Annotated in this window: 29 protein-coding genes; 20 read left to right on the forward strand and 9 right to left on the reverse strand. The window is 56.7% G+C overall.

Annotated elements, in window-relative coordinates:
* The first annotated feature begins 7 nt into the window (after nt 1-7).
* From DHN10_RS01595 to recO, 11 genes are all read left to right on the forward strand, one after another.
* Nucleotides 8-2,158 (forward strand): RelA/SpoT family protein, encoded by a 2,151-nt coding sequence (locus tag DHN10_RS01595; protein WP_108813502.1) that lies wholly within the window; start codon nt 8-10, stop codon nt 2,156-2,158.
* Nucleotides 2,159-2,164: 6 nt separating this feature from the next.
* Nucleotides 2,165-2,806 (forward strand): DUF2062 domain-containing protein, encoded by a 642-nt coding sequence (locus DHN10_RS01600; protein WP_108813503.1) that lies wholly within the window; start codon nt 2,165-2,167, stop codon nt 2,804-2,806.
* Nucleotides 2,807-2,824: 18 nt separating this feature from the next.
* A complete protein-coding gene (locus tag DHN10_RS01605; RefSeq protein ID WP_108813504.1) occupies nt 2,825-3,568 on the forward strand; it encodes a pyridoxine 5'-phosphate synthase in 744 nt (247 codons plus the stop codon).
* Entirely contained in the window at nt 3,565-3,891 is a 327-nt protein-coding gene (locus tag DHN10_RS01610) for a Dabb family protein (protein ID WP_108813505.1), read from the forward strand. Before DHN10_RS01605 ends, DHN10_RS01610 begins: the two co-directional genes overlap by 4 nt.
* Nucleotides 3,892-3,967: 76 nt before the next feature.
* The gene (locus DHN10_RS01615) at nt 3,968-4,420 is read left to right on the forward strand and encodes a hypothetical protein (RefSeq protein ID WP_108813506.1); all 453 of its coding nucleotides are present in this window, start codon (nt 3,968-3,970) and stop codon (nt 4,418-4,420) included.
* Nucleotides 4,417-4,818: a holo-ACP synthase gene (acpS, locus tag DHN10_RS01620; protein WP_108813507.1), complete on the forward strand. Its 402-nt coding sequence runs from the start codon at nt 4,417-4,419 to the stop codon at nt 4,816-4,818. Before DHN10_RS01615 ends, acpS begins: the two co-directional genes overlap by 4 nt.
* Nucleotides 4,819-4,872: 54 nt before the next feature.
* Nucleotides 4,873-5,718 (forward strand): signal peptidase I, encoded by an 846-nt coding sequence (lepB, locus tag DHN10_RS01625; RefSeq protein WP_108813508.1) that lies wholly within the window; start codon nt 4,873-4,875, stop codon nt 5,716-5,718.
* Nucleotides 5,715-6,395 (forward strand): ribonuclease III, encoded by a 681-nt coding sequence (rnc, locus tag DHN10_RS01630; protein ID WP_108813509.1) that lies wholly within the window; start codon nt 5,715-5,717, stop codon nt 6,393-6,395. The genes lepB and rnc overlap by 4 nt, the downstream gene beginning before the upstream one ends.
* Nucleotides 6,392-7,309, forward strand: coding sequence for a GTPase Era (gene era / locus DHN10_RS01635; RefSeq protein WP_108813510.1), 918 nt, complete (start codon nt 6,392-6,394; stop codon nt 7,307-7,309). Before rnc ends, era begins: the two co-directional genes overlap by 4 nt.
* Entirely contained in the window at nt 7,306-7,632 is a 327-nt protein-coding gene (locus tag DHN10_RS01640) for a DUF1491 family protein (RefSeq protein ID WP_108813511.1), read from the forward strand. Before era ends, DHN10_RS01640 begins: the two co-directional genes overlap by 4 nt.
* A 52-nt stretch (nt 7,633-7,684) precedes the next feature.
* Nucleotides 7,685-8,413 (forward strand): DNA repair protein RecO, encoded by a 729-nt coding sequence (recO, locus tag DHN10_RS01645; RefSeq protein ID WP_108813512.1) that lies wholly within the window; start codon nt 7,685-7,687, stop codon nt 8,411-8,413.
* Between the two features lie 2 nt (nt 8,414-8,415).
* Here the strand turns inward: recO and DHN10_RS01650 are convergent, their stop codons facing one another.
* Nucleotides 8,416-9,444: an SDR family oxidoreductase gene (locus DHN10_RS01650; protein ID WP_108813513.1), complete on the reverse strand. Its 1,029-nt coding sequence runs from the start codon at nt 9,442-9,444 to the stop codon at nt 8,416-8,418.
* Between the two features lie 59 nt (nt 9,445-9,503).
* Nucleotides 9,504-11,189, reverse strand: a complete 1,686-nt coding sequence (locus DHN10_RS01655; protein ID WP_108813514.1) for an acyl-CoA dehydrogenase family protein — start codon at nt 11,187-11,189, stop codon at nt 9,504-9,506.
* Nucleotides 11,190-11,282: 93 nt separating this feature from the next.
* Here DHN10_RS01655 and DHN10_RS01660 point away from each other — a divergent pair, with 93 nt between their 5' ends.
* A complete protein-coding gene (locus DHN10_RS01660) occupies nt 11,283-12,107 on the forward strand; it encodes a sulfite exporter TauE/SafE family protein (RefSeq protein WP_234416950.1) in 825 nt (274 codons plus the stop codon).
* Here DHN10_RS01660 and DHN10_RS01665 read toward each other — a convergent pair.
* Both DHN10_RS01665 and DHN10_RS01670 read right to left on the reverse strand, forming a co-directional pair.
* Nucleotides 12,104-12,628 (reverse strand): DUF3859 domain-containing protein, encoded by a 525-nt coding sequence (locus DHN10_RS01665; RefSeq protein WP_108813515.1) that lies wholly within the window; start codon nt 12,626-12,628, stop codon nt 12,104-12,106. The genes DHN10_RS01660 and DHN10_RS01665 overlap by 4 nt on opposite strands.
* 67 nt (nt 12,629-12,695) lie before the next feature.
* Nucleotides 12,696-14,294 (reverse strand): phosphoenolpyruvate carboxykinase, encoded by a 1,599-nt coding sequence (locus DHN10_RS01670; protein WP_108813516.1) that lies wholly within the window; start codon nt 14,292-14,294, stop codon nt 12,696-12,698.
* Nucleotides 14,295-14,594: 300 nt separating this feature from the next.
* Between DHN10_RS01670 and DHN10_RS01675 the strand changes: the two genes are divergently transcribed.
* From DHN10_RS01675 to DHN10_RS01705, 7 genes are read left to right on the forward strand one after another with little or no spacing between them, the layout of a single operon-like run.
* Entirely contained in the window at nt 14,595-15,296 is a 702-nt protein-coding gene (locus DHN10_RS01675) for a response regulator transcription factor (RefSeq protein ID WP_108813517.1), read from the forward strand.
* A 3-nt stretch (nt 15,297-15,299) separates the two neighbouring features.
* Nucleotides 15,300-17,036, forward strand: a complete 1,737-nt coding sequence (locus tag DHN10_RS01680; protein WP_108813518.1) for a sensor histidine kinase — start codon at nt 15,300-15,302, stop codon at nt 17,034-17,036.
* Between the two features lie 3 nt (nt 17,037-17,039).
* The gene (locus DHN10_RS01685) at nt 17,040-17,465 is read left to right on the forward strand and encodes an HPr kinase/phosphorylase (protein WP_108813519.1); all 426 of its coding nucleotides are present in this window, start codon (nt 17,040-17,042) and stop codon (nt 17,463-17,465) included.
* Complete coding sequence (gene rapZ / locus DHN10_RS01690; protein WP_108813520.1) at nt 17,462-18,376, forward strand: RNase adapter RapZ; 915 nt, start codon at nt 17,462-17,464, stop codon at nt 18,374-18,376. Before DHN10_RS01685 ends, rapZ begins: the two co-directional genes overlap by 4 nt.
* Nucleotides 18,373-18,768, forward strand: coding sequence for a PTS sugar transporter subunit IIA (locus tag DHN10_RS01695; protein WP_108813521.1), 396 nt, complete (start codon nt 18,373-18,375; stop codon nt 18,766-18,768). The genes rapZ and DHN10_RS01695 overlap by 4 nt, the downstream gene beginning before the upstream one ends.
* On the forward strand, nt 18,765-19,034 hold the full coding sequence (locus DHN10_RS01700) for an HPr family phosphocarrier protein (protein WP_108813522.1): 270 nt from the start codon (nt 18,765-18,767) through the stop codon (nt 19,032-19,034). The genes DHN10_RS01695 and DHN10_RS01700 overlap by 4 nt, the downstream gene beginning before the upstream one ends.
* A gap of 31 nt (nt 19,035-19,065) precedes the next feature.
* On the forward strand, nt 19,066-19,944 hold the full coding sequence (locus tag DHN10_RS01705) for a lysophospholipid acyltransferase family protein (protein ID WP_108813523.1): 879 nt from the start codon (nt 19,066-19,068) through the stop codon (nt 19,942-19,944).
* Between the two features lie 46 nt (nt 19,945-19,990).
* On the opposite strand, the gene DHN10_RS01710 is transcribed toward DHN10_RS01705, so the two are convergent.
* Nucleotides 19,991-20,866, reverse strand: coding sequence for a 3-hydroxybutyryl-CoA dehydrogenase (locus tag DHN10_RS01710; protein ID WP_108813889.1), 876 nt, complete (start codon nt 20,864-20,866; stop codon nt 19,991-19,993).
* A gap of 84 nt (nt 20,867-20,950) precedes the next feature.
* Here DHN10_RS01710 and DHN10_RS01715 point away from each other — a divergent pair, with 84 nt between their 5' ends.
* Nucleotides 20,951-21,871, forward strand: a complete 921-nt coding sequence (locus DHN10_RS01715) for a DUF6473 family protein (RefSeq protein WP_306419247.1) — start codon at nt 20,951-20,953, stop codon at nt 21,869-21,871.
* Between the two features lie 82 nt (nt 21,872-21,953).
* Here the strand turns inward: DHN10_RS01715 and DHN10_RS01720 are convergent, their stop codons facing one another.
* The 4 genes from DHN10_RS01720 to DHN10_RS01735 form a co-directional block, all read right to left on the reverse strand.
* A complete protein-coding gene (locus tag DHN10_RS01720; RefSeq protein WP_108813524.1) occupies nt 21,954-22,880 on the reverse strand; it encodes an electron transfer flavoprotein subunit alpha/FixB family protein in 927 nt (308 codons plus the stop codon).
* Nucleotides 22,880-23,638, reverse strand: a complete 759-nt coding sequence (locus DHN10_RS01725) for an electron transfer flavoprotein subunit beta/FixA family protein (protein WP_108813525.1) — start codon at nt 23,636-23,638, stop codon at nt 22,880-22,882. Before DHN10_RS01725 ends, DHN10_RS01720 begins: the two co-directional genes overlap by 1 nt.
* Before the next feature lie 210 nt (nt 23,639-23,848).
* On the reverse strand, nt 23,849-24,424 hold the full coding sequence (locus DHN10_RS01730) for a cob(I)yrinic acid a,c-diamide adenosyltransferase (protein ID WP_108813526.1): 576 nt from the start codon (nt 24,422-24,424) through the stop codon (nt 23,849-23,851).
* Between the two features lie 4 nt (nt 24,425-24,428).
* The gene (locus DHN10_RS01735) at nt 24,429-24,635 is read right to left on the reverse strand and encodes a twin transmembrane helix small protein (protein WP_108813527.1); all 207 of its coding nucleotides are present in this window, start codon (nt 24,633-24,635) and stop codon (nt 24,429-24,431) included.
* Between the last annotated feature and the right edge of the window lie 2 nt (nt 24,636-24,637).

Consider the following 24,637-nt stretch of genomic DNA (forward strand, 5'->3'; position numbering starts at 1 on the left):
GGACCAGATGACGACTGCAGATGATCTGATCGCACTGGTCCGCACCTATAACCCCAATTCAAATCAAGCGTTGCTGCGCGATGCCTATGCCTTTGGTGCTGAAATGCACGAGGGGCAATTCCGTCATTCGGGCGAGCCTTATTTCACCCACCCGGTTGCGGTGGCCGGCATTCTGGCCGAACAGCAGATGGACGATGGCACGATCATCACCGCCCTGCTGCATGACACGATTGAGGATACCAAAGCCTCATTTGCCATCGTTGAAAAGCGGTTCAGCCGCGAGATTGCCGAACTGGTGGATGGCGTCACCAAGCTGACCAATCTGCAACTGAACTCTACCCAGACCAAACAGGCCGAAAACTTTCGCAAGCTGTTCATGGCGACCTCGCGCGATTTGCGGGTGACGCTGGTGAAATTGGCTGACCGTCTGCACAATATGCGCACCATCAAATCCATGCGCCCGGAAAAGCAGGCGCAGAAAGCCCGCGAAACCATGGACATCTTTGCGCCGCTGGCAGGCCGTATGGGTATGCAGTGGATGCGTGAAGAGCTTGAGGATCTGTCCTTCCGCGTGCTCAACCCCGAAGGCCGCAACTCGATCATCCGCCGATTTATCACCTTGCAGCGTGAAACAGGCGACGTGGTGCAAAAGATCACCACCGATATGCGGTTAGAGATGGAAAAGGCTGGCATTCAGGCCGACGTTGATGGGCGCGCCAAGAAGCCCTATTCGATCTGGCGCAAGATGCAGGAAAAGGATCAGGGGTTCAGCCGCCTGTCCGATATCTATGGTTTCCGTGTGATTGTCGCAACCGAGGCGGATTGCTACCGCGTGTTGGGGGCCATCCACCAGCGCTGGCGGGCGGTGCCGGGGCGCTTCAAGGATTACATTAGCCAACCGAAATCCAACGGCTATCGGTCGATCCACGCCACCGTATCAGGCCGTGACGGCAAACAGGTTGAGGTCCAGATCAGGACCCGCGAAATGCACGAAGTCGCCGAAACCGGCGTTGCGGCACATTGGTCCTATAAGAATGGCGAGCGGGTCGAGAACCGCTTTGCCGTGGATCCGGTGCATTGGATCGCGTCGCTGACAGAACGGCTGGACGATGATCAGGACCACGATGAATTCCTCGAAGCGGTCAAACTGGAGATGTATCAGGATCAGGTGTTCTGTTTCACTCCCAAGGGTGACGTGATCAAATTGCCGCGCGGTGCCACACCAATTGATTTTGCTTATGCCATTCACACACGGATCGGATCCGCCTGTGTTGGGGCCAAGGTTGATGGGCTGCGGGTGCCGCTTTGGACACGACTTAAAAACGGGCAATCGGTTGAGGTGATTACCGCCGAAGGGCAAACCCCGCAGGCCACATGGATCGACATTGCTGTCACGGGCCGGGCCAAGACGGCCATTCGCAGGTCTCTGCGCGAAGAAGATCGCGAGCGTTTCGTGCGTTTGGGTCGAGAATTGGCACGGGTTGCCTTTGAAAATGTCGGTAAGAAAAGCACCGACAAGGCGCTGGGCACAGCGGCCAAAGCTCTTGCGATTGAAAGCGTAGAGGAATTGCTCGCGCGATTGGGTAGTGCCGAGGTGACCGGGCGCACTGTGGTTGGTGCGATCTATCCAGAACTGGAACACAAACACGGCGACGAGATCGAACAGGGGCGCGCGGTTGTTGGCCTGTCGCCCGATCAGGTCCAAAGCCGTGGTTTCTGCTGCCAGCCTGTACCCGGAGAGCGTATTCTGGGCATCACATTCCGTGGGCAAGGCGTTGTCGTGCATGCCATCGATTGCGAGGCCTTGGCCGATTATGAGGAACAGCCCGAACGCTGGATTGATCTGCAATGGCAGGAAGGCACACACGGTGCTGTGAACACCGTCACATTTGACGTCACAATTGCCAATGATTCTGGCGTTTTAGGGCGTATTTGCACCTTAATTGGCGAGCAGAATGCCAATATATCTGATCTGAGGTTCATTGACCGGAAACCAGACTATTTTAGATTGCTAATTGACGTCGATTTGCGTGACGCGGAACATTTGCACCGTGTTCAGACCGCAGTCGAAGCAGAAAGTAATGTGTCGTCGATTGCGCGGCACCGTGATCCGGGGTTGGCCTCGATGGGGGCGGGTGTGGACCGCCGGGAAGGATGAGTTGTTTTGGTTTTCAAACGTAGGGATAGACGTGCGGTCTGGCAGATCGTGCTGGATTTCTTCTATCCCCGTGGTGGCTGGGCCCGCGCGTTTGAATATGTAAAGCACCGTGTGCGCCGTCTGCCAGACACCCCGCAAAAGATCGGACGCGGTATCTGGGCGGGTGTCTTTGTGTGTTTCACCCCGCTGTTTGGCCTACATTTTGTTTTTGCAGCGATCATTGCGCGGCTCATGCGGGGCAATATTCTAGCGGCTCTGATGGCTACGTTCTTTGGGAACCCGCTGACGTTTCCACCGATCGGATATGCCTCGATCAACTTGGGGTCATGGTTTCTGGGCATACCGCCTGCGCGGAATCAGCGCCTGGGTGAAAAATTTACCGATGCGGGTGCCGATGTCTGGAATAACCTGACTGCCGTTTTCACATCGGCCCGGATCAACTGGCACGGGCTGCGGGTGTTCTATGATGATGTTTTCTTTCCCTATTTGATCGGGGGCATTGTGCCCGGCCTGATCACAGCGACCGTTATCTACTATCTCACCGTGCCAGTGATCAGCGCCTACCAAAGACGGCGCAAAAAAGTCTTGCTCGCCAAACTTGACCAACTCGGCAAAAAGACGTCACCTGCGGATAATGACGGGCACTAACGCCAAAGGAAATCTACCATGACCAAAGCCCTCCGCCTCGGTGTGAACATTGACCATGTCGCGACGGTGCGAAACGCACGTGGCGGTGCAGTGCCTGATCCCGTCCGCGCGGCTGTCATGGCAGAAGAGGCGGGCGCTGACGGCATCACAGCGCATTTGCGCGAGGATCGCCGCCATATCTCTGATGCGGATATCGAAGGGTTGATGGCCGCGTTGAATGGCCCCCTGAACTTTGAGATGGCAGCCACTGAAGAGATGCAAAAGATCGCCCTGCGCCACAAACCGCATGCGGTCTGCATTGTCCCGGAAAAACGCGAAGAACGCACAACCGAAGGCGGGTTAGAGGTCGCGCGTGAGGAAAATCAACTGGCCCACTATATCGCACCGCTGCGCGAGGCCGGGTGTCGCGTGTCGATCTTCATAGCCGCCGACCAACGACAGATCGAAGCGGCCCACCGGATCGGGGCTGAGGTCATTGAACTGCACACGGGCGCCTATTGCGACGCGCACGCCGAAGGGCGGTTCGATGCGCGTGACGAAGAATTGCGCAAACTGACCGATATGGCGGCCTTTGCCGATGATCTTGGGCTAGAGGTGCATGCTGGTCATGGCCTAACCTATGATTGCGTCAGCCCGGTTGCAGCACTGCCTCAGGTGCAGGAACTCAATATCGGGCATTTTATTATTGGCGAAGCCATTTTCCGGGGCCTAACCCCCGCTATTGCTGAAATGCGCCGTATCATGGAGAAAGCGCGGTCATGATTAAGCATGTTGTTTTGCTCGATTTACCAAAGAATTACGATGAAGAAGAGCTCTTCAACATTATGCTTGGGATTGAGGATTTGATTCAGACCATTCCGGGCTTCACCAAATTTGAACACGGTCCCAACCGGGATTTTGAAGGCATGTCAAAAGCCCACGCTTACGGGTTCATTTGCCACTTTGCAGATGAAGATACATCGCGTCAGTACATTGTTGACCCCGGTCACAAGGCGATGGGCCAACGTCTGGTTGAGATGTGCAACGGCGGTGTCAAAGGCATCACGGTTATAGATCTTGATCTGGTTGCACAGAAATCCGTCTAGGCGTTGTCCATTGTGCGCTGACCCTTGCGGCGCTATCGTCCGGCAACGTTTGAAATCACTTTGGTAAACCGTTCCCTTGCGCCTGATCACAGCAGCCTTTCTGAGCCTCGCCACACCCGCCACCGCCCAAGAGGTTATGCCGTGCCATTGGCAAGCCTCTGCGCGCAATATCGTTGAGCCTTGGGAAGAAAACATGCGCACCTTTGCCAATGGCGAGGTCCGTGTTGTGAACCTTGATACTATCGAACCGGCGGTTGGTTTTGCCTATCTGATGATCATCTCTCCACCTCGCGATGTGATGGGGGGACGCCAGTGCCGTGTCATTGGTGCGGCAGAGAATATTGGCTTTGCCGGATTGAATTTTGACACGCTGACCGCTGCCTATGACCCCGCCGTCGGGCTGATGTTCGAAATTGTCGCGTCGGTCTATGACCCCGAAACAGGCGCGACGCCGCGCCGCTTTCTCAATATCACCCTCAACCAGCAGACCGGTGATATCGTGGCGGTCATTTCGGCGGACAATCTATGATTCTGGGCGTCGGCACTGACCTTGCCAATATCGACCGCATTCAGGGCACGCTTGACCGCTTCGGCGACCGCTTTCGTGATCGCGTTTTTACGGAGGTTGAGCAAGGCAAGGCAGAGCGGCGCAAAGATGTTGCGGGCACCTACGCCAAGCGCTGGGCCGCGAAGGAAGCCTGTTCAAAGGCTCTGGGCACGGGACTGCGTATGGGCATCTCATGGAAAGATATGGCCGTGTCCAATCTACGCACGGGCCAACCGGTGATGGTTGTCACCGGCTGGGCCAAAGACCGGCTGGATCAGATGACGCCCGCAGGGCACGAGGCCATCATTCATGTGACTTTGACCGACGATCACCCTTGGGCACAGGCGTTTGTGGTGATCGAGGCGCGCCCCATCGCTTGACAGGGCAGGCGCGCGCCCTCATGTAGCCTCAAACCAAGAGCGAAGGATCGGGCAATGGCCGAAAAAGCCGAAGACACAGGGGTAATCGCCTGGCTAGTCGAGACAGTGAAGACTGTGTTCTGGGCACTGGTCATCGCGGGCATTTTTCGCACAGTGTTGTTTCAGCCGTTCTGGATTCCCTCGGGTTCTATGAAGGACACGCTGCTCATTGGCGATTTCCTTTTCGTGAACAAGATGGCTTACGGGTATTCCTATGCCTCTTGCCCCTCGATCCGCATTGCGCGCTTGGGCGTCGATATCGGCGCCGACGATTTCTGCGGCTTTATCGAAGACCGCGAAGAGCGGTTTTTTGGCGCTGACCCAGAACGTGGCGATATCGTCGTCTTCCGTCACCCGGTTGATGGGCGCGACTTTATCAAGCGTCTGATTGGCGTGCCGGGCGATCGTATCCAGATGCAGGACGGGTTGCTTTATATCAATGATGCACCGGTTCAGGTCGCACCCGTCGGCACATTCGACGAAGTTTGGGAACGTCAGGGGCCCTTGGGCAACACGCCCAGCTGTTCGAACGGCCCTGTCGGCCCCGGCAGCATTTGTCAGAAAGAACGGTTCATCGAAACATTGCCCAATGGTGTCAGCCACGCCATCCTGAATGTCGGTGACCGTCCGGGGGATAACACCGGCGTCTTTACAGTGCCTGAAGGGCAGTTCTTCTTTATGGGCGATAACCGCGACAACTCTGTCGATAGCCGCTTTTTGCAGGCTAACCGAGGTGTTGGCTTTGTTGAACGTAAGGATATCGTTGGCCGCGCAGATCGGGTGATGTTCTCATCTGCTGGCCGCTCCATGTTTGCCTTCTGGACATGGCGCAGCGACCGTTTCTTTAAGGCGCTCGATTGAAGCTCTCCGCTGAACTGAATGCCTTTGCGGGCAGGGTGGGCTACGGCTTTGCCAAGCCCGAATTTCTGATCCGCGCCGTGACACATTCGTCGATTGTCAGTGCTCATCGCGATGACAATCAGCGGCTGGAATTTCTAGGCGACAGGGTGCTGGGCCTTGTGATGGCAGAGGCGCTATTGAAAGCCGACCCAAATGCGCCCGAAGGGCTGCTCGCCCCACGTTACAATGCATTGGTCCGCCGCGAAGCCTGCGCCGATGTCGCCCGCCAGATTGATCTAGGTGCGGTGCTAAAGCTCGGCCGATCCGAGATGAAATCAGGCGGGCGTCGTAAAGAGGCCTTGTTGGCCGATGCGATGGAGGCGGTGATTGCTGCGGTCTATCAGGACGGCGGTTTTGAGGCTGCGCGCAAGGTGATCCTGACCCTTTGGGGGGATCGCATCCACAACGTGGCCGAAGATGCCCGTGACGCCAAGACGTCCTTGCAGGAATGGGCGCAGGCCCGTGGCGAGGTGCCACCGCAATACATCGAAGTGGCCCGCACTGGACCCGACCACCAACCGGTGTTTACCATTGAGGTGCGCCTGTCATCGGGACCGTCCGAAAAGGCAACCGCCGGTTCCAAGCGCCATGCCGAACAGGCCGCCGCTGCCGCCCTTTTGAAGAAAGTCGATCAATGACTGATACCCCAACCAAAGCTGGCTTTGTTGCACTGATCGGTGAACCCAACGCCGGAAAGTCCACGCTGCTGAACCGCATGGTTGGCGCGAAAGTGTCAATTGTGACCCACAAGGTGCAGACCACACGCGCGCGTATTCGCGGTGTGGCCATGGCCGAGAATGCGCAGTTGATCTTTGTCGACACACCCGGCCTGTTCAAACCACGCCGCCGCTTGGATCGGGCGATGGTTGCTGCCGCGTGGGGCGGGGCTGCGGATGCAGATGTGGTTGTGCTGATGATCGAAGCGCACCGCGGGGTCACGGATGGGGTGAAGGCCATTCTGGAAAGCCTCAGCGAACGTGCTGGTAAGTCGCCCGTCGCGCTGGCGATCAACAAGATCGACAAGGTCAAATCCGAGGTTCTGCTGGCGCTGACAAAACAAATGAATGACGCTTATCCCTTTGCCGAGACCTTTATGATCTCTGCTGAGCGCGGCCATGGCTGTGATGCGTTACGCGATTGGTTGGTCAGTCAGGTGCCGCAGGGCCCGTATCTGTACCCAGAGGATCAGATTGCCGACCTACCCATGCGGATGATCGCCGCCGAGATGACACGTGAAAAGCTGACGCTGCGCCTGCATCAGGAACTGCCTTATGAACTGACCGTCGAGACAGAGAATTGGGAAGAGCGCGATGATGGGTCCGCCCGCATTGATCAGCTGATCTATGTCGCCCGTGACGGGCACAAAGGCATTGTGCTGGGCAAGGGTGGTGAAACGGTCAAGGCGATCAGCCAAGCGTCACGCCTTGAGCTGGAAGACTTCCTGGGCCGCCGCGTGCATCTGTTCGTGAAGGTCAAAGTGCGCCCGAATTGGCTGGAAGAATCCGAACGGTATTCGGAAATGGGCCTTGATTTCAAAGATGGTAACGCTTGAAGCTGACGGCTGAAATTTGGGTTTCAGCCTATCTGACCCGGCTACGCCTGATCGAAATCCCGGCCTTTGTGGTGCAACGCGGCGATGGCACGGCGGGGGCTGTGCTGATCAAGCTGAACACATTGAATGGGCAGGCCTGTTGTTATCAGCGCAGTTTTGATCTGATGACCGGTGAACGCAAATGGATGGTTCTGGTTGATGGCGAAGAGGCTACAGTGGATGCCTCAATCACCAAACAATGCAGCTTTGACCCGGATCTGTGGGTGATCGAGGTTGAAGACAGGCAGGGCCGTCATTTGTTGGATGAACCGGGGCTTGATTGACATTGTGCCCCCCGGTGGGCGTTCTTGGGCATGATGAAGAGGGAGGGGGCAAATGATTGAATGGCGCGATGATGCAGCGCTATTGGCCAGCCGCCCCTTTGGTGAAACTTCGGTGATCATCGAGGTGTTCAGCGCGTCCCATGGCCGTCATGCCGGCGTCGTGCGAGGCGGAACCAGCCGCAAGGTTGCACCAATTCTGCAACCGGGGGCGCAGTTGTCCGTGGCGTGGAAGGCGCGGTTGGATAATCATCTGGGTAGTTTCACCGTAGAGCCGGTTCGTAGTCGCGCGGCGGCGGCGATGGGTGACAGGTTGGCGCTGGCTGGGCTGAATGCCGTATGCAGTTTGCTTGCCTTTGTTTTGCCAGAACGTGAACCGCATTTGCCGCTATATGAGCGCACTGTGGCCCTGCTGGATTTGCTAGGCCAATCCGATGTCTGGCCGTTGGCCTATCTGCGGTGGGAGCAGGCCTTGCTTGAGGAAATGGGATTTGGCCTTGATCTGTCCGCCTGTGCTGTGCGCGGCGTGAATGAAAACCTGATCTATGTATCGCCCAAATCCGGCCGCGCGGTAAGCCGTGAAGCCGCAGGCGAATGGGCTGACAGGATGCTGTCCTTGCCAGAGGTTCTAGCAGGCAAAGGCGATGCTTCGAACGCGGAAATTGTCAAAGCACTGGGCACGACGGGTTATTTTATCGAACATCGTCTGGTTAGGGGGCTTGGCGATAAACCAATGCCCGGCGCACGGGCGCGGTTGATTGATGCCATTGCGCGCGCCAACTGACATCAGGCCAGATTGTTGTCGATCAGATAAGCGGCAGAAGCTACCGCCGCTTGTGGTGCGCGCCGCATCCCGCGTCCAAAGATTGCCATGGCGCGGGCATTGTCGGACTTGTCCACCCGCCCCAGCGCGGGAATGATCGATTTGACCGCCGGATCAAAGATACCCAAGAGTTTGATAAGGAAATCGGGCGCAATCCGGGTGACGATCTTGCGGTCAGGGTAGGCGGTTTTGATCGCCTGTGCGAGGTCTTGAAACGACATGAAGCGGTCAACAACCATGATCCGCCGACCCACGGTGTCTGGCCTGTCGATCGCCGTGACATGCATCTCGGCCACATCCAGCACATCAACTGTCGAAAAACCGATATCGGGCAGCATTGGGTCTTTTCCGCGCAGAATGCGCGCAATCACCGCGATGGACGTTCCATAATTGGCGTCAAGCGGCGCGCCGAGCACGAAACCGGGGTTGACGGTTGTCAACGCCATGCCGGGCGCCTCATCGCGGACAAAGTCCCAGGCCGCCTGCTCTGCCAATGTCTTGGACCTTGTATAGGCAGAGGTCGTCGGATCGGTTGGGTCGGTCCAGTTGGTTTCGTCAAAGGCGTGATCGCCGGGAGGCAATTCTGACCCGCTGATCGCCGCTGTGGATGATGTCAGCACCACACGTTTGATCCCTGCTTGATGGGCCGCGCGCAAGGCGCGCAGCGCGCCGTCAACGGCGGGGCGGATCAGGTCATCTTCGTTTTTGGGTTGGACCATTGGGAAGGGCGATGCGGTGTGCATCAGCACATCAACGCCTGTCATGGCCGCATCCCAGCCGTCGTCAGATGTCAGATCAAGCGCTGCGAATGTCAGCCGGGTTTCAAGGTCTTCGGGGTTGCTCAGATGCGGGCGCACCGCATCTAGCACCTCGGCCCCGCGCGACAAATCCCTGACCGTACCACGGACGTGGTGCCCCGCTTCAAGCAGTTGCAGCGCGATATGCTTCGCTATGAAGCCGGAGGCTCCGGTCAATAGGACGGTCTTCGACATCTGGGCGCTCCTGCAACTGCTCTTGAGGGTGACTTAGCAGGGTGCCGCCCAAAGGCAACTTAATCCAGAAGACGTCGTGCGATGACCTGTGCTTGAATTTCAGCCGCCCCTTCAAAGATGTTCAGAATGCGCGCATCACATAGGATCCGGCTGACCTTGTATTCCAGCGCAAACCCGTTGCCGCCGTGGATTTGCAGAGCGTTGTCTGCACAGGCCCAAGCGATCCGTGCACCAAGCAGTTTGGCCATGCCAGCCTCAAGGTCGCAGCGACGGTCGTTATCTTTTTCATGGGCGCTGAAATAAGTCAGCTGACGCGCCACCATGATTTCGACCGCCATCATGGCCAACTTGCCCGCGACACGAGGGAAGTTGATCAGGGGCTTGCCGAATTGCTTGCGGTCGTTTGCGTATTGCATGCCAACGTCGAGCGCTGATTGAGCGACGCCAACGGCGCGGGCGGCAGTCTGGATGCGCGCGCTCTCAAACGTCTGCATCAACTGCTTAAAGCCTTTGCCAGTCTCGCCGCCCAGCAGGTTTTCGCCCTTTACGGCAAAGCCATCAAAGGCCAGCTCATACTCTTTCATGCCGCGATAACCGAGAACTTCAATCTCACCGCCGGTCATGCCGGGAGTAGGGAATGGGTTGTCATCGGTGCCAGGCGTCTTTTCGGCGAGGAACATGGAGAGGCCGCGATAGTCTGTCGTCTCGGATTCCGTACGTGCAAGCAATGTCATCATGTGGGTGCGACTGGCGTGGGTGATCCAGGTCTTGTTGCCTGTCACTTCCCAATCGTCGCCTTTCCTGACAGCGCGGGTGCGCAGCGAGCCAAGGTCGGATCCAGTGTTGGGTTCGGTGAAAACTGCCGTGGGTAGGATTTCAGCGGATGCAAGGCCAGGGAGCCATTGTTGTTTCTGCTCTTCCGTCCCACCGCATAGGATCAGCTCTGCTGCAATCTCGGACCGTGTGCCAAGCGAGCCGACACCGATGTAGCCACGCGACAGTTCTTCGGACACCACGCACATCGACGCCTTGGACAGGCCAAAGCCGCCGTATTCTTCGGGGATGGTCAGGCCAAAGACACCCATTTCGGCCATCTCGTCGATGATCTCAAGCGGGATCAACTCGTCTTTGAGGTGCCAATCGTGTGCGTCAGGTTCCACCCGCTCAATGCTGAAACGGCGGAACTGTTCGCGGATCATCTCCAACTCATCATCGAGGCCCGAGGCACCCACAGTGATGTTGGCTGATTGCTCTTGCATGAGGTCCACCAGCCGCATCCGCGCGGCCTGGGTGTTACCTGATTGGGTCAGTGTCATGACAGCAGGCAACATCATACCGCGCATGTCGTCCTGAGTTAGGCCGATGTCCTGCAGGCGCATGATTTCACCCTGACTCATCGGGATGCCGCCGTAAATCTGCCAAAGGTATTCACCAAAAGCAATCTGATGGATCAGCTGTTCGACTTCACCAAATTTGCCGTCGGCCTGTAGCCGTTCGGCCCAGCCCTGCATCTGGTGCAGCGATTGGGCATATGTGGCCAACCAAGCCAGCCCGTGAGCCGCCGTCTGGTTTTCTTCGAGCAGTTTGCCAGAGATACGGTCGCCATCCGTCACCGTGGCGCGCACTGCGTCCTTGGCACGGGTCAGAATGTCATCAACTGCGGGGAGCGCTGCTGCGGTCTGCGCTAGCAGATCAGTCAGAATGGGGGCATTTTTCATCGTCATATCCTGACCATCATGCGGCATTTTTCCGAGTCCTTCAATTTGCAGTCGCAGAGATAATCTGTTTGCACGTGCAGCGCAATAATTATTCATGAAGTTACGCTGCGACGCACTAAAATGTCGTATGTGAATTCGCGCTGGCATGTGCAGATGAATGACGTAAGACAAGATATGCCCGAGTTTCCGCTGATCATCACACCCGCGATCTTCGTCTTTGCTTGCGCGGTGACGCTTTGTGGCGGCTTTGTCAAAGGGGCCGTTGGCTTTGCCATGCCACTGATCATGATTTCAGGGATGGGCATTCTGATCCCGCCGGAACTGGTTGTTGCCGGGCTCGTGATACCTATCGTGATTGCCAATGGGGTGCAGGTGGGGCGGGCGGGGCTTGGTCATGCGCGGGCAGCATTGAGTGAACATTGGCGCTATGTGCTTGTTGTCTGCATTATGATCCTTGTTGCGGCGCAATTCGTGCGAAGCATTCCGACCGATACGATGTTCATCGTGCTTGGCGTCTCGGTTGTGGGGCTTTGTGCGATTCAGTTGATCGGATGGCGCCCGCTCATTCCGCCTGCGATGCGCACACCGTTTGAGTGGATTGCAGGTGCGCTTGCGGGCACGCTGGGCGGTTTGTCGGGCACATGGGGCCCGCCCACGGTGCTGTACCTGCTGGCCTTACGGACCCCGCGCGAACAGCAAATGTCGGTGCAGGGTGTGATCTACGGGCTTGGGTCTGTCATGCTGTTGGTTGGACATGTGCAGTCGGGCATTCTGAACGCGCAGACTTGGGGGTTTTCCGCCGCATTGGTGTTGCCGTCGCTTTTGGGTATGTGGCTGGGCTTTCGTTGGGGGGCTCGGTTTGATCAGGAACGGTTCCGCAAAATTACCCTTTGGGTTCTGATCATTGCGGGGACCAATCTGATCCGCCGGGGCATCATGGGTTAGGACAGAAGGTCGCGGTAGTGACAGAGCTGTGCCAGTTCTGGCAGCGATCTTGGATGCACAACCTCGAACTGCGTGGAGAACAGCACTTCATCCCCATGAAAGGCGATCATTTTCCAGGTGCCAAGCACGAGCTCGTAGTTATGATCAAACTGATAAAAGGTCAGTGACGGCCCAATGCCGCTGATATTGGTGAAAAAGCTTTGCTGCGTGGTCTGTGTGGACCCCATAGGCGGATGTTCCACGACCATCAGCACGTCAGACAGGCCATCGATATCGGTTGACTGGCTCTTTATTCCAAATCCAAGCCCCAAAACGGCGGGAACGGTTTGTGTCAGCGCTGCAAACGGGGGTTCTTCTGCGATGATATGGGTTGTGCCTGCCAAGGTTCCCGGCGCGGGCGAGGTCGCCATACCCGCTGGCGGGCAGATCAAACCCGCCTCGACAGAGGCGATGGTTTCAGAAGTTTCCGCTTCGGCGAAAGCGCTGACGGGCATCAGGAAAAGAAGCAGGTATCGCAGCATGCGCCAACGATACCTGTTCGCAGGACTGTGGAAAAGGTAAGGTGGATCTAGATCCACCTTACATGCCTCAGCCGATAGCCGCTGCCTTCACATCGTCGTCAATGAAGGGCACATATTTCTCGAAGTTATCCGAGAACATCGTGACCAGTTTCCCGGCTTGTGCATCATAACCGGCCTTGTCGGCCCATGTGTCACGCGGATTAAGCAGGGCATCATCCACACCATCAACCGAAACCGGCACCTCAAACCCGAACTGCGGGTCCTTGCGGAACGTGCCTTCGATCAATGTGCCATCCAATGCCGCAGACAAAAGCGCCCGCGTCGCCTTGATCGGCATCCGTGAGCCTGTCCCATAAGCGCCACCGGTCCAGCCGGTGTTCACCAGCCAACAAGTTGCCCCGTGGCTTGCAATCTTGGAGCGGAGCAGGTTGCCGTAAACCTCGGGCCTGCGCGGCATGAAGGGCGCGCCAAAACAGGTGCTGAAGGTGGGTTCAGGTTCAGTTACACCGCGTTCGGTGCCGGCAACCTTAGACGTGAAACCTGATAGGAAATGATACATCGCCTGCGCAGGGGTCAGCCGAGCGATGGGGGGCAGCACGCCAAAAGCATCACAGGTCAGCATGATGATGTTCTTGGGATGGCCACCCAATGCGCTGTCAGATGCATTGGAGATGTAGCCGAGCGGATAGGCACAGCGCATGTTCGCGGTCAAACTGTCGTCTTCGAAATCCAGCTCATGCGTCTCAGGATCAAAGACCATGTTTTCGATGACCGTATGTGGCATCGAACAGGTCGCGTAAATCTCGGGCTCTGCTTCGGGGTCAAGACCGATCGTCTTGGCATAGCACCCGCCTTCAAAGTTGAAGGTGCCGCGATCGGACCAACCGTGTTCATCATCGCCGATCAGCACGCGGGTGGGGTCAGCCGACAATGTCGTTTTGCCCGTGCCGGACAGGCCAAAGAAAACAGCCGTATCAACAGGATTGCCCGGTGCATGGTTGGCCGAGCAGTGCATCGGCATGATGCCCTTTTCGGGCAGCAGATAGTTCAGCAGGGTGAAAACAGATTTCTTGTTCTCGCCTGCGTATTCCGTGCCGCCGATCAGAATCAGCTTTTTCTCAAAGTTCAGCGCGATCACTGTTTCAGAGCGGCAGCCGTGTTTTGCTGGTTCTGCCTTGAAGGTCGGGCAGTTGATGATGGTGAAATCCGGGGTAAAGCTGTCAAGCTCGGACGCGTCAGGGCGGCGCAACAGGTGCCGGATGAAAAGCCCGTGCCATGCCAGTTCGGTTACAACACGTACATCAAGGCGGTGGGCGGGATCTGCGCCGCCGAAAAGATCCTGCACATTGTAAGTGCCGCCTTTCATATGCGTCAGCATGTCGGCGTAAAGCGCATCAAACTTGGTGGGTTCCATCGGGGGATTATTTTCCCACCAGATCATGTCTTCGACACCAGCGGTCTTGACGACGAACTTGTCTTTCGGTGAACGGCCTGTGTGTTTGCCCGTTGAGACGAGGAAAACGCCACCTTTGCCGGTCACGCCTTCGGCCGCGGCAACGGCCGCATCCTGCAATTCGGCTTCAGAGCGGTTATAATAGACGTAGCCCAGCCCTGTGATGCCTTGATCTTCAAGTTTCATCGACGGGTTGACCGTGCCATGGTCCATTAGTTCGCTCCTTTTGATATAGCCAGAATGGGCTTGCGATGGCCTTGCATAGCACCAAGGTTTCAAGAGCCGATAGCCCGGATTGCAGCCGTTAGCGCAACCATTTCGATGTTAGCGCAATCTTCGGAATAACATTCTTGGATTCTTGTTCACGAATTCGGCGCTCTGGCAAAAATGATCCAATTGGGGCGCTTTTGTGGCTAGTTTTGACTTAATGGTTGATTCGTTTAGATAAAAGGAACAACACTCTGTTCTAACGCCTGTTAAGAGCGAGCAGAAATTTATTAAGGGGTCCAGTTCATGTCCAGAATTGCACTTGTCGATGATGACAGGAATATCCTTACCTCCGTGTCCATGACGCTTGAGGCAGAAGGTTTCGAGGTCGAGACATATAATGATGGTCAATCCGCGTTGGATGCATTCAACAAACGGATGCCCGATATGGCTGTTTTGGACATCAAAATGCCACGGATGGATGGCATGGATCTTTTGCAGCGCCTACGCCAGAAGACCGCGATGCCCGTTATTTTCTTGACGTCCAAGGACGATGAGATCGACGAAGTGCTTGGTTTGCGCATGGGCGCAGATGATTACGTAAAAAAGCCTTTTTCACAGCGTCTACTAGTCGAGCGGATTCGCGCCCTGTTGCGTAGGCAGGATGCGATTGCAGGTGAAGAGATTGAAGAGACCGAGGATACCAAAGTTATGGCCCGCGGTGAGTTGGTGATGGATCCCCTCCGTCACGCGGTAAAGTGGAAAGGGAAAGACGTATCCCTGACGGTAACCGAATTCTTGTTGTTGCAGGCGCTTGCCCAGCGACCCGGCTTTGTCAAAAGCCGGGATCAGTTGATGGATGTGGCCTATGATGACCAAGTTTACGTGGACGATCGCACGATCGACAGCCACATCAAACGGCTGCGCAAAAAGATGCGTAACACGGACAATGAGTTCTCCGCGATCGAGACCCTCTACGGCATCGGGTATCGCTACAACGAAGAGTAAGGCATGAGTGCCGCTCCCAAAATTGACGTGCGTGATCTGCAGTCTGTGCGCGATGCAGCCCGCACGCCTGATCTGGTATTGGGCGACGACTGGGTTGCGCCGCATTTTGCCGACGATGACCTTGACGAACGCAGTGTGCCGGGCGGTCGCCTTTGGGCGCTGCGCCGGTCGCCCATTGCCCGCAAGATCGTCACTTTCAACTTGATTGCATTGATTTTGCTGATCGCAGGTGTTCTTTACCTTAGCCCGTCGCGCGACAGTCTTGCCTATCAACGTGCCAAGGGTCTGGTCAACGAAGCGCAGCTGATTGCAAACGTCTTTGAGGCACAGCTGCCGTCGATTGCTCCGGTCAATCTGGTCACGGCTGATGGCATCAACCCCGCTGCAACCTTGTCAGGGATGAACTTGCGGGGCGGTGTCGAGGTATCCGTCTTTGCCCCCGACACAACGCTTGTCGCCCGCGAGACAGGTCAATTGAATGCCCGGGAAATCGAAGAACTCGGCCTTCAGACCGGAGGGACCTTTGTCACCGACCTGCTGGTGACCGTCTGGCAGGGGTTGATCAATCTTTTCTCATTCGGAAGTGAGCCACTGACGCAGGAAGAGGCCCTGATTCAGTTGTCGCAACAGAATGTCCGCGATGCGATTGAGAACGGCACCCACTTGGAAGCCTCGGACATTGAAGGTGCGACCAGTTTCGTGGTCACCACGCCAATCATGCGCAATGATGTCGCCATCGGCGTTATCGCTGTGACGACCGCTGCCGGTGAGGTCGACAGTCTTGTGCGCCGCGAGCGTGAACAATACTTGCGCCTCTTCTTTGTGGGTGTGCTTGTCAGTGTCGGTCTGAGCCTTGTTCTGGCTTCAACAATTGCGAACCCGCTGGCGCAGCTTGCCACGGCGGCCGAGGCCAGTCAGGAAAAAAATGCCCGCAAGATGTCGCCGGGGCAGGTGCGCATCCCTGATCTGACCGGTCGGCCTGATGAGATTGGCCGTCTGTCTGGCGCCTTGCGGGGTATGGTTGCGGCCCTTGTTGAACGGATCGAGGGCAACGAACAGTTTGCCGCGGACGTTTCGCATGAAATCAAGAACCCGCTTGCTTCATTGCGCTCTGCCGTAGGCACCATGCGTGTGGCCAAGCGTGATGACCAGCGCGAGCGTTTGCTGGAAGTCATTGAACATGACGTAAAGCGTCTTGACCGTTTGGTGAGTGATATCTCAAACGCGTCCCGCCTGGACAGTGAATTGGTCAAGGAGGAGGAAGAAGCCTTTGATCTGATCAATATGATCGGCAACATTGTCGAATTCCTATCCAAGGAGGCCAAAATGCGTGGTGTCGACTTTGTGTCGGATCTGCCGTCAGAACCGATCATGACACAGGGGCTTGAGGGCCGCGTGGCGCAGGTCTTTGTCAATTTGATCACCAACGCGATTTCCTTCTGCGAGAAGGGTGATGCGATCCGTGTCTGGGCGCGCCGCCGCGAGAACCGTGTGTTGGTTGTTGTCGAGGATACCGGCCCCGGTATCCCCAACGATGCGTTGACGAAGGTGTTCCAACGCTTCTATTCCGAGCGTCCCGAAGGGCAGTTCGGCAATAACTCTGGCCTTGGTCTTGCGATTTCCAAGCAAATTGTCGAGGCGCATGGTGGCGTGATCTGGGCAGAGAACATTCGTCCCACAGATGCCGATCCGACCTCAGAACCACTTGGCGCACGCTTTGTGGTTGGTCTGCCGGTCTAGGGTATGACCGCGCCGCAGATCGTGCATGCAACCAGCGTCGCATGGGATGGACGGGCCGTTTTGATCACCGGACAATCTGGGGCGGGTAAATCTGCGCTTGGGTTGCAGCTTCTGGGGCTAGGTTGCACGCTTGTGGCAGATGATCGTGTTACGCTCACGGCGACAGATGGCACACTGACGGCAAGTTGCCCCCCTACGATTGCGGGCCTGATTGAGGCGCGGGGTATCGGCATTCTGAACGCAGAGCATATCCAACAAGCCTCGATCCAACTTGTGGTTGATCTGGACAGCATCGCAGAGGAGCGATTGCCACAACGTCGCGTTATCACGCTCTTGGGATGTGATATCCCCTTGATCTTGGGAGGCGAAGGCCCACTCTTTGCCGCAGCAGTACTGCAAACACTCAAAGGCGGTTGGAGCGACCGATGACAGACCCAAATCCAGATCCGACACAGCGGGCGGCGACCGTCCTGCTGGTGACCGGGCCGTCTGGGGCGGGCCGGTCCACAGCGATCAATGCGCTTGAAGATCTGGGCTATGAGGTGATCGACAACTTGCCCTTGTCACTCTTGCCGCGATTACTGGATGGCCCGCCACCGAGCCGCCCACTGGCCTTGGGGCTCGACGTACGCAATCGCGATTTCAGCACGACCGCCCTGATCGAGATTATCGACCAATTGGCAGGCCAGCACGGCAATGCCTCGCAGGTTCTCTATCTTGATGCGGGCGACGAAGATCTAGTGCGCCGATATTCCGAGACACGCCGCAGGCATCCTTTGGCACCTGCGGGTCCACCGCTGGCCGGCATCGCGGCAGAGAAGGACATGCTTGTTCCCATTCGGGCACGTGCCGATGTGTTGGTTGATACGTCAGGGTTGTCACCACATGACCTCAAGGCCGAGATCGACCGTTGGTTCGGCACGCCGGAGGGTGGGCAGCTTGGTGTGACGTTTCATTCGTTCTCCTATAAGCGCGGCCTGCCGCAGGGGTTGGACATCGTGATGGACTGCCGTTTTCTGCGTAATCCGCATTGGGACGAAGAATTGCGCAAATTGGACGGGCGCAACCGGGATGTGGCGGCATATGTGGCTGCGGATCCACGATTTGACGCCTTCTTTTCGCAGCTCAAGTCGTTGATTGACTTGCTGCTTCCCGCCCATAAGGACGAGGGTAAGGCGCATCTGTCTATCGGCTTTGGCTGTACCGGAGGGCAACACCGTTCGGTGATGATGGTTGAGCGCATAGCGCAAACCCTTGCGCAGGACGGCTGGCATGTGTCTAAACGACATCGGGAATTGGAACGCCGTGGCGTTCTGGGCGACAAGGGACAGACGGTTTGATCGGTATCGTGATCGTGGCACATGGGGGGTTGGCGCAGGAATACCATGCGGCCGTCGAACATGTGGTTGGACCCCAGCCCGGTATGGTCAGTATTGCCATCGGTCCCGAGGATGACCGTGCGGTCAAACAGTCCGAGATTTGTGATGCAGCTGACGCCGTGGATATGGGTGATGGCGTGGTAATTGTTACGGATATGTTTGGCGGTTCACCCACAAATCTGTCTTTGCGGGCTTGCAGCCCTGACAACCGCCGCATCCTTTATGGAGCCAATTTGCCCATGCTGATCAAATTGGCAAAGTCGCGCGGAGGCAGTGTGCCTGACGCGGTTGAGGCCGCGATTGTAGCAGCACATAAATACATCAACAGCCACAATGGTGGATTGCCCCAATGACAACTACCCGGCTGGAGATCCAGAATATCAAAGGGTTGCACGCCCGCGCGTCGGCCAAACTGGTCGAAGTTGTCGAGAGCTTTGACGCAGACGCAACCGTCAGCAAAGACGGCGAAAACACAGGCGGCGACAGCATCATGGGCCTTTTGATGTTGGCAGCTTCCATTGGAACATTTATTGACGTCGAGACACGTGGCCCTCAAGCTGAGGAACTTCTGGCTGCGATCACCAACCTTGTCTCAGACAAGTTCGGTGAAGGCGACTGACACCGGGATAAGACCGAATGGGACACGCGTTTTGACCGAGACAAGCTCCAAAGCCTCTGCACCACCCGTGGTCGAACAAGCCGCTCCTCGGGTCTATGACCGCTCTGCGCTGACCTATTCTAATACCTTCGATAGCCCTGTGCGCCGTGCGATCATTAAATCCATCGAATGGTCTACCGGCAAAGTTCAGATCATCCGCATGATCCGCGAGTTTGAGCGGCGCGGCAAATACCATGGCCAGGCCTTCTGGCGCGGCGCGCTGGATGTCATGGGGATCGATCTGACCACCCCCCAAGAACAGCTTGACCGTATTCCAAAGACGGGCCCGGTTGTGATCGTTGCCAACCATCCGCATGGTATGGTTGATGGCATGGTTTTTGCTGATCTGATTGGACGGGTGCGCACGGATTACCGCATCCTGACACGCGCCTTTCTGACGGACATTGATGAAGACGCTGGCGCGTTCTTGATCCCCGTTCCCTTCCCACATGAGGAAGACGCGCAGGCCAAGATGGTTGAGATGCGCAAACAATCCATGGCGCACCTGAAAGAGGGCGGTGTGATCGCGGTGTTTCCCTCAGGGGTGGTGGCCTCGTCCAATAGCCTTTTTGGTCCGATGGTCGAGGATGAATGGAACCTTTTCACAGCCAAGATGATCCGTCTGTCCGGTGCCCGCGTCGTTCCATTGTTCTTTCGCGGTTCGAATTCGCGGTGGTATCAGATGGCCAACCAGATATCGGCCACCCTGCGGCAAAGCCTGCTGATCCATGAGATTGTGAAAGCTTGTGGCAAGCCGCAAAAGCCCATCGTCGGCCATCCGTTTGACGACGATGAAATGAAAGAGCGGCTCAAGGATCAACGCGCTTGCATGGATTGGATGCGGGAAAAGACCTTGGCCTTGAAGGACTAGCCGTAGTCTTGGATGTACCGCTAGTCATCTTGCGCGGCCCGCCACGCTACCGTGTCGGCACAGGCACCTCACCACGATAATCATAGAATCCCCGCTTGGTTTTGCGCCCCAGCCATCCGGCTTCGACATATTTGGTCAACAGCGGGCAGGGGCGGTATTTGGTATCTGCTAGCCCTTCGTGCAGTACATTCATGATCGCAAGGCAGGTATCAAGCCCGATGAAATCGGCCAGCTCTAGTGGGCCCATCGGGTGATTGGCCCCCAGTTTCATCGAAGTATCAATAGATTTGACCGATCCTACACCTTCATAAAGCGTGTAAATCGCCTCGTTGATCATCGGCATCAGGATGCGGTTGACGATGAAGGCAGGGAAGTCCTCGGCAGTGGCAGAGGTCTTGCCCAGCCGTTCGACCACGTCGTGGCAGGAATTGAACGTGGCTTCATCGGTTGCAATGCCACGGATCAGTTCGACCAGCTGCATGATGGGTACGGGGTTCATGAAATGGAAGCCCATGAACATTTCCGGGCGATCGGTGCGCGACGCAAGACGTGTAATCGAGATGGAAGAGGTATTGGACGTCAGGATCGTCTCGGGTTTCAGGTGCGGCACGAGATCCTCGAAAATGGCCGTCTTGATCGTCTCGCGCTCTGTCGCGGATTCGATGATCAGGTCTGTCTTGCCAAGGTCCGCCAGCGTTTGCGTCGCGCTAATCCGCTTGAGTGCATCAACCTTGTCGGCGCTGCTGATCAAGTCCTTGCCCACTTGTCGATCCAGATTGGCGTCAATGGACGCCAAAGCCGCCCGCAACGCATCTTCGCTGATGTCATTCATCAGGACTTCGTATCCCGCAAGTGCAAACACATGGGCAATGCCGTTGCCCATCTGGCCTGCGCCCACGATCCCAACCTGTTCAATAGCCATCTGCATTCCCTTATCGGTTGCGCGCACCATAGGCCCGCGCAGGGGGCAGCTTCAAGACGCTTCGATCGCCAAACCTCTACAGCAATGCCGGCGTTCATCATTTGGCAAATCATTTCGCCGAAACTGCGGGCCGATGCGGTGAACAAAGGCACAGATTCAATGAAGCAAGAGACGATAGAAAACGATGAACTGTCTTATTCGCCCTGCCGCTACAATGGGTCGCGCATGCTGTTTCGCGGGCCGCGCAAGCGGTTGGATATGCCCTATATCTGTTTTGTTGGCGGGACCGAGACATATGGGAAATTCATCGAACGGCCCTTTCCGGGCTTGGTGGAAAAGGCCGTGCGCCAAACCTGCGTCAATTTTGGCTGTGTGAACGGGGGCATTGATGTCTTTGTGAAAGACCGCGCCGTTCTTGATATCTGCAATCAGGCGGAATTGACGGTCTTGCAGATCATGGGCGCACAGAACTTGTCCAATCGCTTTTATTCGGTGCATCCGCGCCGCAATGATCGATTTCTGCGGGCATCCACGGTTTTGCAGGCCATCTATCATGATGTCGATTTTTCGGAGCTCTCTTTTAACCGGCATATGTTGGGCGCGCTGCATGCCAAATCGCTTGATCGGTTTGAAACGGTCATCGCTGAACTGCGCGAGGCGTGGGTTGCGCGAATGAAAACGCTGATTGGCCATGTCGGGAATCATTGTGTTCTGCTGTGGTTCTCTGAGGACCAGATGTCAGATGAGCATTGGTCAGAGAACCCCAATCAGCTACAGACCGACCCGTTGTTCATCACAGCGACCATGGTAGAGGAATTGCGGCCGATGGTCAGACAGATTGTCGAGGTGAACCCTTCAGAGGCCGCAATGGCGCAAGGCACGCGTGGGATGTTCTTTCCAACTTCTCAGGAAAGGGCAGCAACAGAGATGATGGGGGCAGAGTGCCACGTGGAAGCAGCACGCGCACTGATCCCGGCGATCAGGGACAATCTCTATTCGATCTGATGGTTCGGGCGCCGGGTGTTCACCAAAATGAAAAAGGCCCGCGCAGATGCACGGGCCTTCTATCAGTCATTGATGGTACGGCTCAGAGCTTGTCTGTCAGCTCGGGCACGGCATCAAAGAGGTCAGCCACAAGGCCGTAATCCGCAACCTGGAAGATTGGTGCTTCTTCATCCTTGTTGATCGCCACAATGATCTTGCTGTCCTTCATCCCTGCAAGGTGCTGAATCGCACCCGAGATACCAACGGCAACATAAAGATCAGGTGCGACCACCTTGCCAGTCTGACCAACCTGCCAGTCGTTTGGCGCATAGCCGCTGTCAACAGCAGCGCGGGAAGCACCCACAGCCGCGTTCAGCTTGTCTGCCAGCTTTTCGATCAGGGCAAAATCTTCTTCTGAACCGACGCCGCGACCACCCGAAACAACAACACCCGCAGATGTCAGTTCTGGACGGTCAGAGGCGGCAACCTTGTCCTCGACCCATTCCGACAGGCCAGGGTCGCCCGCAGCGCCGATGATTTCGACGGCCGCAGAGCCGCCCATCGCAGCAGCGTCAAAGCCAGCGGTCCGGATCGTCATCACCTTCTTGTCGTCGGCAGATTTGACGGTCTGGATCGCGTTGCCCGCATAGATCGGACGCTCAAACGCGTCGCCATCAACGATCGCTGTGACCTCAGAGATAACCATGGCATCAAGCAGCGCTGCCACACGTGGCATCACGTTCTTGGCGTCGGTCGTGCCAGGGGCTGCGATATGTGTGTAATCGCCAGCCAAGGACACGATCAGGTCGGCAGTGGGCTCTGCCAGACGGTGGCCGAGGGCTGCGTCTTCGGCGCAAAGCACCTTTGCAACACCATCAATTGTTGCGGCTTCGTCGGCGGCAGCTTTTGCAGATGCGCCTGCGCACAGCACGGTAACATCGCCCAACGCCTTGGCCGCGGTGACGGCCTTTGCGGTTGCGTCTACGGCCAATGCGCCGCCTGTGACTTCACCAATCAGAAGAACAGCCATTACACAGCCCCCGCTTCTTTGAGTTTTTCAACAAGTTCGTCGACAGACCCAACCATGATGCCCGCCTTGCGCGCTTCTGGTTCTGTCGTGCTGACAACGGCCAGACGTGGGGTGACATCAACGCCGTAGTCGGCAGGTGTCTTTTCGTCCAAAGGCTTTTTCTTGGCCTTCATGATGTTGGGCAGCGACGCATAGCGCGGCTCGTTCAGGCGCAGATCTACTGTCACGATGGTAGGCATCTTGACCTTGATGGTCTGTAGGCCGCCGTCCACTTCGCGTGTGACCGTGGCGCTGTCGCCATCAATATCGACTTCGGATGCGAATGTCGCCTGCGACCACCCCAGCAGAGCAGAGAGCATCTGACCAGTGGCGTTCATATCATTGTCGATGGCTTGCTTTCCGCAAAGGACCAGACCCGGCTCTTCTTCCTTGACGATAGCGGCAAGGATTTTTGCAACGGCCAAAGGCTCGATGTCGTTGTGTACGTCATCAGCCGCGACAACGAGGATCGCACGATCTGCACCCATGGCAAGAGCAGTGCGCAGCGTTTCCTGGCTTTGCTTGACGCCGATGGAAACCGCTACCACTTCTTCGGCTTTTCCGGCTTCGCGTAGGCGGATGGCCTCTTCTACAGCGATTTCGTCGAAAGGGTTCATCGACATTTTGACGTTGGCGAGATCAACACCGGAACCATCCGCTTTGACGCGAACCTTCACGTTGTAGTCGATCACGCGCTTGACGGGTACGAGGACCTTCATCTGCGTTCTTCTCCTAAGAATCTGATCAATTATCTTCTCGGGATGTTGTTATCGTGCGCGCCGCCGGGAAAACAGTGCAAAATCGACGCGGTGGGGTCCACGGACGCCACGTTCTTGACGTGCGCGTCAGGTTGGGCAGGTAAGGTGGATCATGATCCACCTTACTTTGCAGCGCACATCAGGTCAGACATCAGGTGGCAGCCCCTGATGTTATCCGCGGTTCGCCCCCGGCACCCACAGCACATCATCCTTGCCGTTTTCATTGGCGATACGTGCTGCCTGAAAACACCAATCCGACAGCCGGTTGAGGTATTTCACCGCCGCAGGATTCACTGATTCCATCGTGGCCAACTCTACTGTCAGCCGCTCGGCCCGGCGCGATACTGTCCGGCACAAATGCAGATGGGCGGCCAGCGGCGATCCACCGGGCAGGATGAAACTGCGCAAGGGCTCGACCTCCTTGGTCATCGCATCGATCTGCGCCTCAAGCCGTTCGACCTGTGCGTCTGTCATGCGCAGCACCGGATATTCGGCCTTATCGTCTTTTTCCATGTCGGGGCGGCAGAGGTCTGCACCCAGATCAAAGAGGTCATTCTGGATCATGGCGAGCTGTTCATCCAGCGCACCTGTGGCATGCAGCCGTGCCAGTCCCACTGTCGCGTTGGTTTCGTCAACCGTGCCGTATGAGGTGACCCGCATCGAATGTTTTGCCACGCGGCTGCCATTGCCCAATGCGGTTTCGCCGGCATCCCCGGTCTTGGTGTAAATCTTGTTCAGAACGACCATGCGCTCAGCCTCCTTGCCCACGTAGGTAAACGAAAAGCACGATCAGGATCACGGCAATCAACTGCGCCCCAATCCGCCAGCGCATGATCTTGTTGGCGTTTTTGCGGTTAAATTCGCCCCCTTTGCCAAAGCTGCCGATCCCTAGCACCAAGATGACCAATACCGCCAAAACGGCCAGGGCCATCACCCAGAAAAGTGGATCACTTGCCATTT

Source organism: Loktanella sp. Alg231-35 (assembly GCF_900143545.1).
Taxonomy (GTDB): Bacteria; Pseudomonadota; Alphaproteobacteria; order Rhodobacterales; family Rhodobacteraceae; genus Yoonia.

Coding starts and splice junctions, on each gene's coding strand:
- DHN10_RS01595 (WP_108813502.1), top strand. CDS start 8: ATGACGACTGCAGATGATCTGATCGCACTGGTCCGCACCTATAACCCC.
- DHN10_RS01665 (WP_108813515.1), bottom strand. CDS start 12,628: ATGCTGCGATACCTGCTTCTTTTCCTGATGCCCGTCAGCGCTTTCGCC.
- DHN10_RS01715 (WP_306419247.1), top strand. CDS start 20,951: ATGCCGGCGTTCATCATTTGGCAAATCATTTCGCCGAAACTGCGGGCC.
- DHN10_RS01680 (WP_108813518.1), top strand. CDS start 15,300: ATGAGTGCCGCTCCCAAAATTGACGTGCGTGATCTGCAGTCTGTGCGC.
- lepB (WP_108813508.1), top strand. CDS start 4,873: ATGGCCGAAAAAGCCGAAGACACAGGGGTAATCGCCTGGCTAGTCGAG.
- DHN10_RS01605 (WP_108813504.1), top strand. CDS start 2,825: ATGACCAAAGCCCTCCGCCTCGGTGTGAACATTGACCATGTCGCGACG.
- DHN10_RS01720 (WP_108813524.1), bottom strand. CDS start 22,880: ATGGCTGTTCTTCTGATTGGTGAAGTCACAGGCGGCGCATTGGCCGTA.
- DHN10_RS01675 (WP_108813517.1), top strand. CDS start 14,595: ATGTCCAGAATTGCACTTGTCGATGATGACAGGAATATCCTTACCTCC.
- DHN10_RS01650 (WP_108813513.1), bottom strand. CDS start 9,444: ATGTCGAAGACCGTCCTATTGACCGGAGCCTCCGGCTTCATAGCGAAG.
- era (WP_108813510.1), top strand. CDS start 6,392: ATGACTGATACCCCAACCAAAGCTGGCTTTGTTGCACTGATCGGTGAA.
- DHN10_RS01725 (WP_108813525.1), bottom strand. CDS start 23,638: ATGAAGGTCCTCGTACCCGTCAAGCGCGTGATCGACTACAACGTGAAG.
- DHN10_RS01610 (WP_108813505.1), top strand. CDS start 3,565: ATGATTAAGCATGTTGTTTTGCTCGATTTACCAAAGAATTACGATGAA.
- DHN10_RS01655 (WP_108813514.1), bottom strand. CDS start 11,189: ATGCCGCATGATGGTCAGGATATGACGATGAAAAATGCCCCCATTCTG.
- DHN10_RS01660 (WP_234416950.1), top strand. CDS start 11,283: ATGTCGTATGTGAATTCGCGCTGGCATGTGCAGATGAATGACGTAAGA.
- acpS (WP_108813507.1), top strand. CDS start 4,417: ATGATTCTGGGCGTCGGCACTGACCTTGCCAATATCGACCGCATTCAG.
- DHN10_RS01730 (WP_108813526.1), bottom strand. CDS start 24,424: ATGGTCGTTCTGAACAAGATTTACACCAAGACCGGGGATGCCGGCGAA.
- rapZ (WP_108813520.1), top strand. CDS start 17,462: ATGACAGACCCAAATCCAGATCCGACACAGCGGGCGGCGACCGTCCTG.
- DHN10_RS01710 (WP_108813889.1), bottom strand. CDS start 20,866: ATGGCTATTGAACAGGTTGGGATCGTGGGCGCAGGCCAGATGGGCAAC.
- recO (WP_108813512.1), top strand. CDS start 7,685: ATGATTGAATGGCGCGATGATGCAGCGCTATTGGCCAGCCGCCCCTTT.
- DHN10_RS01700 (WP_108813522.1), top strand. CDS start 18,765: ATGACAACTACCCGGCTGGAGATCCAGAATATCAAAGGGTTGCACGCC.
- DHN10_RS01735 (WP_108813527.1), bottom strand. CDS start 24,635: ATGGCAAGTGATCCACTTTTCTGGGTGATGGCCCTGGCCGTTTTGGCG.
- DHN10_RS01670 (WP_108813516.1), bottom strand. CDS start 14,294: ATGGACCATGGCACGGTCAACCCGTCGATGAAACTTGAAGATCAAGGC.
- DHN10_RS01685 (WP_108813519.1), top strand. CDS start 17,040: ATGACCGCGCCGCAGATCGTGCATGCAACCAGCGTCGCATGGGATGGA.